The 8,843-nt window shown below is 71.6% G+C and carries 7 protein-coding genes, 1 pseudogene and 1 riboswitch; of the genes and pseudogenes, 2 read left to right on the forward strand and 6 right to left on the reverse strand.

Annotated elements, in window-relative coordinates; translation table 11 throughout:
• Positions 1–224: 224 nt before the first annotated feature.
• From A1QA_RS0101275 to purH, 3 genes are all read right to left on the reverse strand, one after another.
• Entirely contained in the window at positions 225–1,574 is a 1,350-nt protein-coding gene (locus A1QA_RS0101275) for a dicarboxylate/amino acid:cation symporter (RefSeq protein ID WP_017177128.1), read from the reverse strand.
• A gap of 200 nt (positions 1,575–1,774) precedes the next feature.
• Positions 1,775–2,158, reverse strand: a complete 384-nt coding sequence (locus tag A1QA_RS0101280; protein WP_244266045.1) for a DUF3017 domain-containing protein — start codon at positions 2,156–2,158, stop codon at positions 1,775–1,777.
• A gap of 110 nt (positions 2,159–2,268) precedes the next feature.
• Positions 2,269–4,035 carry a bifunctional phosphoribosylaminoimidazolecarboxamide formyltransferase/IMP cyclohydrolase gene (gene purH, locus A1QA_RS0101285; RefSeq protein ID WP_017177130.1) on the reverse strand — a complete coding sequence of 589 codons (1,767 nt, stop codon included), beginning with the start codon at positions 4,033–4,035 and terminating at the stop codon, positions 2,269–2,271.
• Between the two features lie 28 nt (positions 4,036–4,063).
• Positions 4,064–4,153: riboswitch (ZMP/ZTP riboswitch) on the reverse strand.
• 406 nt (positions 4,154–4,559) lie between these two features.
• Here purH and A1QA_RS0101290 point away from each other — a divergent pair.
• Entirely contained in the window at positions 4,560–5,810 is a 1,251-nt protein-coding gene (locus tag A1QA_RS0101290; RefSeq protein WP_017177131.1) for an ATP-binding protein, read from the forward strand.
• 143 nt (positions 5,811–5,953) lie between these two features.
• Here the strand turns inward: A1QA_RS0101290 and prfB are convergent, their stop codons facing one another.
• Positions 5,954–7,075 carry a peptide chain release factor 2 gene (gene prfB, locus A1QA_RS0101295; RefSeq protein WP_017177132.1) on the reverse strand — a complete coding sequence of 374 codons (1,122 nt, stop codon included), beginning with the start codon at positions 7,073–7,075 and terminating at the stop codon, positions 5,954–5,956.
• Between the two features lie 35 nt (positions 7,076–7,110).
• On the reverse strand, positions 7,111–8,028 hold the full coding sequence (locus tag A1QA_RS0101300) for a LysR family transcriptional regulator (RefSeq protein ID WP_026048587.1): 918 nt from the start codon (positions 8,026–8,028) through the stop codon (positions 7,111–7,113).
• A gap of 73 nt (positions 8,029–8,101) precedes the next feature.
• Here A1QA_RS0101300 and A1QA_RS0101305 point away from each other — a divergent pair, with 73 nt between their 5' ends.
• Positions 8,102–8,476 carry a CBU_0592 family membrane protein gene (locus A1QA_RS0101305; protein ID WP_017177134.1) on the forward strand — a complete coding sequence of 125 codons (375 nt, stop codon included), beginning with the start codon at positions 8,102–8,104 and terminating at the stop codon, positions 8,474–8,476.
• Positions 8,477–8,484: 8 nt separating this feature from the next.
• Here the strand turns inward: A1QA_RS0101305 and A1QA_RS16265 are convergent.
• A pseudogene (locus A1QA_RS16265) lies at positions 8,485–8,843 on the reverse strand (hypothetical protein); the annotation flags it as partial.

An 8,843-nucleotide genomic window follows, 5' to 3' on the forward strand; every position in this document is an offset into this window, starting at 1 on the left:
GATGATGTGCTTAGGAGGGGCCGTTACTCTGATCCGCAGGGCTGGCATCGGGTCTATTCGCGACTTCGTCGCTTCTACGCGCTTCCATCGGCTCGGGCGCTCGAGCAAGCTCGGCGCCGCTCGCCTCAGTTGCGCGTGGCAGGGGAGCACCGGAGGGCGCCCAGCGCCCGACGGCGCGGGGGACCGGCCTGCGGATCAGAGCAACGGCACCGACCCAGGTGTTCTCATGCGCTGGGCTGGCCAGCGGAGGCGCTGGAGGCGGCGAGGTCCTCGGGGCTGACGACTCCCTCGACGCTCACGCCGTCGAGGTAGGCCATGCCGTCGAAGGCGAGCTCGCGGGCGTTCTCCGGGTCCCCCTCGTGGCCGAGGCGGCCGTCGGCGAAGCGGTCGATGGTGATGGCGATGGCGGCGTCGCCGGTGACGTTCGTGGCGGTGCCGAAGGAGTCCATGGCGATGTAGGTGGCGAACATGAGGCCGACCTGGGCATCATTGAAGCCGAGCATGGAGGCGATGAGGCCCGAGGCCGCGGCGATCGCGCCGCCGGGGACGCCGGGAGCCGCGACCATGGTGACACCGAGCATGAAGATGAAGCCGATCCACTGGGCGGCGCTGATCGTCAGGCCCTGGGTGAAGGCGATGGCGAAGGCGAAGGCGAAGATCTTCGACGTCGAGCCGGCCAGGTGGATCGTGGCGCACAGGGGGATGACGAAGGAGGCGACGGCGTCGGACACGCCCAGCTTCTTGGTCTGGCGCAGGGTGACCGGGATGGTCGCGGCCGATGAGGAGGTGCCCAGGGCCGTCATGTAGGCAGGGAGCAGCGTGAGGATGGCCTTGAGCGGGTTCTTGCGGCCGATGGCGCCTGCGGCGGTGTACTGGCAGGCCAGGATGACGACCTCGAGGACGAGGACCACGACGACGACGCGCACGAGGGTCTTCATGACCACCCAGGCCTCGCCCGTGTAGGCGAAGTTGAGGAAGATGCCGAAGATGTGCAGCGGCAGGAGCGGGATGATGATCGTCTCGATGAGGCGGGTGATGATCGCGCGGAACTCGATGAAGCCCTTGCGCAGCACGCCGCGGGGCACGAGAGACAGGCCGATGCCCATGACGAAGCTGAGGATGAGCGCGGTGAGGACCTCCACCGGCGGGGCGATCTCAAGGGTGAAGTAGCTCTCCAGGGCGCTGCCGGGCTCGGAGACGTCCCCGAGCGTCACCCCGGACAGGAGGGTCGGGAACAGGGCGGCGCAGGTGGCGTAGGTGACGAAGCCCGCGAAGAGGGTGGAGCCGTAGGCGACGGCGGTGGTGATGCCCAGCCACTTCCCGGCCCCGCGCCCGAGGTCGGCGATGGCCGGGGTGACGAGGCCGATGATGATGAGTGGGATCGCGAACTTGAGGAACTGGCTGAAGATCGCGGAGAAGGTGGCGAAGCCGCGGCCCACGGGGGCGGGGATGATGGGGTGGCCACCCACGCGGATGGAGCCGAGGGCCACGGCGAGCAGGATCGCGACAATCACCCACAGGAGAATGCCGCCCTTCATGCGGCGCTTGCGCGCGACGGGCTGTGCGTTGGACATGTCGGTGCCTTCCAGATTCCAGGGGATCGCCGCGTGAGCGCGTGATGATGGTGACAGCGGGGCAGGATCGCATACTCGCGCCCGCGCGGGCGGGGGCGTCTGCCATCCGGGATGGGCGACGACGAGCCGGGCCCGGAAGCGCCTGGCAGTGATCGACCGCGACCGGCCACAGGCCGACCGGGCTCAGCCGCCGACCGGGCTCAGCCGAAGATGCGCGGGAGGTCGGCGTAGGGGGCGAGCACGAGGAGCGCCAGGACGAGCAGCGCGCCGAAGACGACGTCGAAGAGCCGCGAGCGCGCGGAGATCCACGTGCCCTGGGGGCGCTGGAAGCGCATGACGACGAGGGTGGCGAGCAGGGCGGCGAGCGCGATGACGCCGAGCCGCTGGTGCCCCAGCAGGCTGATGGCGGGGACGACGGCGAGGCAGACCGCCACGGCGACGACTCCGGCGGTCCGGTAGGTCTGGTGGGCGCGGCTGCGCGCGGGCGCCACGCCCCGTCGGGAGCGCGCGGGCCCGACCTCGGGCGCGCCCATCTCGCTCGCGGCGCTAGCGGCACTGGCGGTGCCGTCCCCCTCCTGGCTCACTCCCACACTCTATCCCTCGGTCAGTACTGGTCCGCGCGCCCCATGCGCGCCTGTGCGCGCCCGTCCCTGCCCAGCCGAGCGCCGGGCGGGGCGGGCGCGCGCGGCGGACCTCAGTGGAAGAAGTGGCGCTGCCCGGTGAGGTACATGGTGATCCCCGCTGCCTTGGCGGCGGCGATGACCTCCTCGTCGCGGATGGACCCTCCGGGCTGGACGACGGCGCGCACGCCGGCGTCGATGAGGATCTGCAGGCCGTCGGCGAAGGGGAAGAAGGCGTCGGAGGCGGCCACGGCCCCGCGGGCCCGCTCGGGGGCGGTCTCGGTGAGGATCTGGCTGGCGTCACCACCACCGACAGCACCGGTCTCGGCGCTGGGCGCGGCGGCGTCGCCGGTGGAGCGGGCCCCGAGGGTGTTGGCGCGCTCGACGGCGAGGCGGCAGGAGTCGACGCGGTTGACCTGCCCCATGCCCACGCCGACGGTGGCGCCGCCGGAGGCGAGCAGGATGGCGTTGGACTTCACCGAGCGGATGGCGCGCCAGGCGAAGCGCAGGTCGGCCAGGGTCGCGTCGTCGGCCGGCGAGCCCGCGGCGAGGGTCCAGGCGGCCGGGTCGTCGTCGCCGGCCTGGTAGGCGTCGCGCTCCTGGATGACGGCGCCGCCGGAGATCTGCTTGATCTCCCAGCCCTCGCGCTCGGGGGCCGGGGTGGCGAGGATCCGCAGGTTCTTCTTGGCGGACAGGATCTCCAGGGCCTCGTCCTCGAAGGCGGGGGCGGCGACGACCTCGGTGAAGATCGGCTTGATCTGGCGGGCCATGGCGGCGGTGACGGTGGCGTTGGTGGCGATGACGCCGCCATAGGCGGACACGGGGTCGCAGGCGTGGGCGAGGCGGTGGGCCTCGGCGACGTCGCCGCTGGGGCTGACGGCCACGCCGCAGGGGTTGGCGTGCTTGATGATGGCCACGCAGACCTCGTCGCCGTGGTCGTGGGCGGCGCGCAGGGCGGCGTCGGTGTCCGTGTAGTTGTTGTAGCTCATGGCCTTGCCGGACAGCTGCCGGGCGGCGGCCACTCCCCCGCGCGCGCCCGGGGCGGTGTAGACGGCGGCGCCCTGGTGGGGGTTCTCGCCGTAGCGCAGGGTGGCGAGGCGCTCGTAGGCGGCGCCGACGTAGGCGGGGGGCGCGGTGGGGCCCTCGGCGTCGGCTGCGCCGTCGGCACTGTCGGCCTCGGTCTGCTGGGCGAACCATGTGGCCACGGCGGCGTCGTAGGCGGCGGTGTGGGCGTAGGCGGCGGCCGCGAGGCGGCGGCGCTGGGAGAGGGTGAATCCGCCGTCGGCGATGGCCTGGGCGGCCTCGGCGTACTGGGCGGGCGAGGTGAGGATGGCCACCCCGGGGTGGTTCTTGGCGGCGGCGCGGACCATGGAGGGCCCGCCGATGTCGATCTGCTCGACGCAGGCGTCGAAGGGCGCGCCGGAGGCGACGGTGGCGGTGAACGGGTAGAGGTTGACGACGACGAGGTCGATGGGGGCCACGCCGAGCGAGTCGAGCTGGGCGAGGTGGTCGGGCTTGCGGCGGTCGGCGAGGATGCCGGCGTGGACGGCGGGGTGGAGGGTCTTGACGCGGCCCTCGAGGCACTCGGGGAAGCCGGTGACCTGCTCAACGCCGGTGACCGCGATGCCCGCGGCGGCGATGGTGGCGGCGGTCGAGCCGGTGGAGACGATCTCGACGCCAGCGGCGGCCAGGGCGGAGGCGAGCTCGACGAGGCCGGTCTTGTCGTAGACGGAGACGAGGGCGCGGCGCACGGGGACGACGTCGGGACTCACCAGGCCCTCGGTGGGCACGTGGGCGGTGGGGACGGCGGTCGGGGCTGAGGGGGCTACGGGGGCGGGCATGGGTGCTCTCCTGTGGTTCCGGGTATCGGCGGGACGCCCAGGCGGGCGACGTCCCCTCCACATGAGGCGGTGGCCGCTCCCCGGTGGTGCCCCACCCTCGCCAGTCGCGGCCGGCCCCAGGCTAGCGCGCCCGCGCCCCGCCCCGCCACATCCCTCCCGCCCCCTCGCGTCGAGACCGGGCGAACAGCACGGCGAAACCGGGCGAACAGCACAGCGAGATTCGCTCTCGCGCGCTGCGGCCGCACTTCCGCTGAGTCGCAACCCCGTCGACAGGTGCCGCCAGCACCCGTGGGTGCGCCCAGCACCGTCGGGCGCGTTCTCACCGCACCCGACGGTGCTGGGCGCACCCATCAGTGCAGAATGTCGCCGTCGGTGCCGGACGCACCCGGCTCGACGGCGCGGGGAGGGAGCACGAAGAGGGACTGCGGAGAGGGTGAAATTGGTAGCGCAGCAATCGTGCTCATGGTAGCGTAGGGAGCGTGATAGCAGTAGCGTAAGAAACGTGTGGGAGGTAGCGTCAATCAATGACGTACCTGGTCAGAACCATCGACCATGAACTCGATGAGCTCCTCCCTCTCGCGGCCGCCATCGCGATCGACGGACTCAAGGGGGTCGGCAAGACAGCGACCGCGCAGCGGCGCGCCCGCCACTCCTGGTTCTTGGACAACCCGGAGCAACGCAGGATCGTCGAGGCCGACTTCGACCTGAGCTCCGCGCCCGAGGGGACTCTGCTCATCGACGAATGGCAGCATCTCCCCCAGGTATGGGACTCGGTGCGGCGCGGAGTCGATCGCGGGGCTCCACCGGGGCGCTTCCTCCTCACCGGTTCGGCGACGCCCGCCAGTTCGAGCGGAACGCACAGCGGAGGGGGAAGGATCCTCTCCCTGCGGATGCGGCCGATAGCCCTCTACGAGCGGGGCCAGGCCTCCCCAACGGTGTCAGTAGAAGGCCTGCTCAACGGGACACAGGGCGCCATCTCGGGCACGTCCGAACTCACCCTCGCTGATTACGCATCAGCGATCACATCCAGCGGACTTCCAGGCATCATGGCAACCGCCCCACGCCTGAGGCGCAGCCTGCTCGACGCCTACCTGCAGCGGGTGATCGACAGGGATCTTCCCGACCAAGGCTTCGCGGTCCGGCGTCCCGAGGTCCTCAGGCGCTGGCTCGCCGCGTACGCGGCCGCGAGCTCGACCACCACCGCCTATTCTCGCCTCCTCGACGCCACGACCGCTGGCGACGGCACACAGCCCGCCAAGACGACGACACTCGCCTATCGCGACCATCTCACCAATCTGTGGCTGCTCGATCCCGTGCCCGGTTGGGCACCCGCGAGCAACCAGATACGCAGACTCCAGCAGGCGCCGAAGCATCAACTCGCCGACCCGGCTCTCGCGGCGCGCCTGCTCGGGTTGAACGACCGCACGCTGCTCAGCCCCGCTGGCGCGCATATGGCGGGCCCGCTGTTCGAATCATTGGCCACCCTTAGCGTGCGTGTCGCCGCGCAGGCCGCCGAGGCGACGGTCAGCCATCTGCGGACGGGCAACGGGAACCGCGAGATCGACTTGATCGTGGAAGGGCCCGAGGGGCAGATCCTTGCCATCGAGGTCAAGCTCGCCGCCGCCGTCTCCGACGCGGACGTCCGCCACCTCCGATGGCTGCGGGACACGATCCCCGACCGCGTCGTCGACCTTGCCGTCGTCACGACGGGGACCACCGCGTACAGGCGGGCCGACGGGATCGCCGTCGTCCCCCTGGCGCTCCTGGGGGCCTGATCGACGATGCCCGGCGGCTTCACCGGGCCCCGACGAGCATCAGGACGGAGCCCCGAACCGGTCTCGCCGTGCTGTTCGCCCGGTTTCGCGGTGCTGTTCGCCCGGTCTCGGCGAGGGGGCGAGGGGGTGAGGGGGCGGGGCGATCAGTCCTCGGCCTGCTCCTGCTGCTTGCGCCAGCGGATGCCGGCGTCGATGAACCCGTCGATGTCGCCGTCGAACACGGAGTCGGGGTTGCCGACCTCGTGGTTGGTGCGCAGGTCCTTGACCATCTGGTACGGGTTGAGGACGTAGGAGCGCATCTGGTCACCCCACGAGGCCTTGACATCCCCCGCGAGCTCCTTCTTCTTGGCGTCCTCCTCCTGCTGCTTGAGCAGGAGCAGGCGGGATTGCAGGACGCGCATGGCCGCGGCGCGGTTCTGGATCTGCGACTTCTCATCCTGCATCGACACCACCAGGCCCGTGGGCAGGTGGGTGATGCGCACGGCGGAGTCGGTGGTGTTGACCGACTGGCCGCCGGGGCCCGAGGAGCGGAAGACATCGATGCGGATATCCGTCTCGGGGATGTCGATGTGGTCGGTGGACTCGATGAGCGGGATGACCTCGACAGCGGCGAAGGACGTCTGGCGGCGGCCCTGGTTGTCGAAGGGGCTGATGCGCACGAGGCGGTGAGTGCCGCCCTCGACGCTGAGCGTCCCGTAGGCGTAAGGCGCGTGGACCTCGAAGGTCACGGACTTCAGGCCGGCCTCCTCTGCGTAGGAGGTGTTGAGGACCTTGACGGCGTAGTCGTGCCGCTCGGCCCAGCGCGTGTACATGCGCAGGAGCATCTCGGCGAAGTCGGCTGCGTCGACGCCGCCCGCGCCCGAGCGGATGGTGACGACGGCGTCGCGCTGGTCGTACTCGCCACTCAGCAGGGTGCGGATCTCCAGGTCGGCCAGGTCCTTGGAGATGGCGGCGAGGTCGGACTCGGCCTCGGCGAGGATCTCGGCGGCGTCGTCGCCCTCCTCCTCGGCAGCGAGCTCGACCATGGCCTCGAGGTCGTCGATGCGCTCGCCGAGCTCCTCGACGCGCTTGAGGTCCGCCTGCGCGTGGGACAGGGCGGAGGTGACCACCTGGGCGGCGTCCGGGTCGTCCCACAGGTCGGGGGCGGCGGCGGCCTCGCTCAGCTCGGCGATCCGGGCGCGCAGGGCGTCGGGGTCGGTCACCGCGGCGATGGAGGCGTAGGTGTGTCGGAGTCGTTCGATCTGAGTGGGGAAGTCAGTGGCCACCCGGCAAGACTAGTCGATTCCCCGGCGCGCCCCTCTCAGCCCATGAGCGAGCCCATTGACGCCGTCCGCTCCAGCAGCGCCTCCAGGACCGCGCGCACGGCGGGGCCGGGCTCGGTGCGGGTGGCGCGGTGGCGCACGACGAGCTGGCGCGCGCCCAGGCCGGGCAGGCGGGCGATATGCACGCCGTCGGGGATCTGGCCGCTGCGGACGGCGAGCTCGGGCAGGAGCGCGTGGCCCAGGCCGGCGTGGACCATGGCGAGCACGACGTCGTAGTCGTAGCCCACATGCCGGGTGCGCAGGGTGGCGCCGAGCTGGCCGGACAGGCGGGTGAGGGCGAAGGCGCCGGCGGTGGACGGGTCGAGTGCGATCCAGGTGGCGCTGGCCAGGTCCGCCAGGGAGGTCGGCACGGCGCTCGCCGGTGGGACGACAACGAGCCAGGACTCGTCGAGGATCGGCACATCGCCGAGCCCGCGAGGGGCCGGGGGCAGGGCGCGGGCGTCGCGCTCCAGCAGGAGGAGGTCAAGCTCGCCGCGGCGCAGGCGCGCCAGGCCGGTGCGCTCCTCGACCTCCTCGATGACGATGTCGAGCCCGGGGCGGTTGGCCTCGAGCTCGGCGATGAGCGGCAGGAGGATGGCGCGCACGGCGGTGGCGAAGGAGGCGACGCGGACCGTCCCGGTGGGGCTGGCGCCGTCGAGCCCGGCGAGCTCCCGCTGGGCGGCGGTGAGCTCTGCCTCGATGCGCTCGGCCGTCTCGGCGAGCACTCGGCCCGCCTCCGTGAGGACCGCTCCGGTGGGCGCGCGGTCCATGAGCCGGGCGCCGGTCTCCTCCTCCAGGAGGCGGACGTGCTGTGACACAGCTGACGGGCTCATATGTAACGAATCCGCAGCTGCGACGACCCCTCCGGAGCGCTGCACGGCAAGGAGAACAGCCATTCTTCGAGGCGACAAGTTCATGAAGTAAAACTACATCCCCTATGCAGATATCTGCGATTGATCTTCATCGTGAAGGGGTCCAGGATCGTCCCCCGTGACCCATCTCGTTCCCTCCCTCCTCTCCCTGGCCGGCTGGCTCGGCGCCGCCGAGCTCCTCTGGGCGTACGCCCTCATCTCCTCAGGCCGGCTGGCCGGTGATTCCCTCAAGTACCAGGCCCTCAACATCTCGGGCTCGATCATGCTCATGGCCAACTGCGCGTCCTCGGGCGCCTGGCCGAGCGTCATCGCGAACCTCTTCTACCTCGTGGTCGGCATCAATGTGCTCCTGACCGTCAAGCGCGCCTATATCGCCGGCCTCGTGCGCCGAGAGGCCTCCGCCGTCTCCGCCCGCTGGCAGCGCGCAGCGGTGGGCGTCGCCCCCGCGCAGGCGGCGGCCCCCGCGCCGGCCAGAGAGGCGGTGTGCTCCTAAGGCCCGCTTCAGTGCCCGGTGGTCGTCCGGGCGGAGCCGGTGGCACTGATGTCGAAGCCCTCGAAGGGCAGCAGCCCCCAGGGCAGAAAGGGCGGGTGCGAGTGCGCGCTGAGCGTGACGACGGCGACGCTCCCGCCCTCGGCGTGCGCGTCGCTCACACTCACGCCGCTGAGTCCCCCGGCGCCCGCCACCCCGGCCTCGGCCTGGGAGGAGAGATCGTCGACGGCGGCGCTCCTCACAGAGGAATCATCCAGTGCGATCGGCGCGGCGGGGAGCCCGCCCGGCGCCTCCGGGCCGGGCGCTGGGCAGTCCGCGCAGGCCCCCGCGCCACTGGGGTCCTGGGCCGCGCCCTCGCTCTCTTCGCCGG

This window comes from Actinomyces timonensis DSM 23838 (assembly GCF_000295095.1).
Taxonomy (GTDB): domain Bacteria; phylum Actinomycetota; class Actinomycetes; order Actinomycetales; family Actinomycetaceae; genus Actinomyces; species Actinomyces timonensis.

What these genes read in the sequence shown, in the direction of transcription:
- purH (WP_017177130.1), bottom strand. Translation starts at nt 4,035, where the DNA reads ATGCCCGCCCCCGTAGCCCCCTCAGCCCCGACCGCCGTCCCCACCGCC.
- A1QA_RS0101290 (WP_017177131.1), top strand. Translation starts at nt 4,560, where the DNA reads ATGACGTACCTGGTCAGAACCATCGACCATGAACTCGATGAGCTCCTC.
- A1QA_RS0101275 (WP_017177128.1), bottom strand. Translation starts at nt 1,574, where the DNA reads ATGTCCAACGCACAGCCCGTCGCGCGCAAGCGCCGCATGAAGGGCGGC.
- A1QA_RS0101300 (WP_026048587.1), bottom strand. Translation starts at nt 8,028, where the DNA reads ATGAACTTGTCGCCTCGAAGAATGGCTGTTCTCCTTGCCGTGCAGCGC.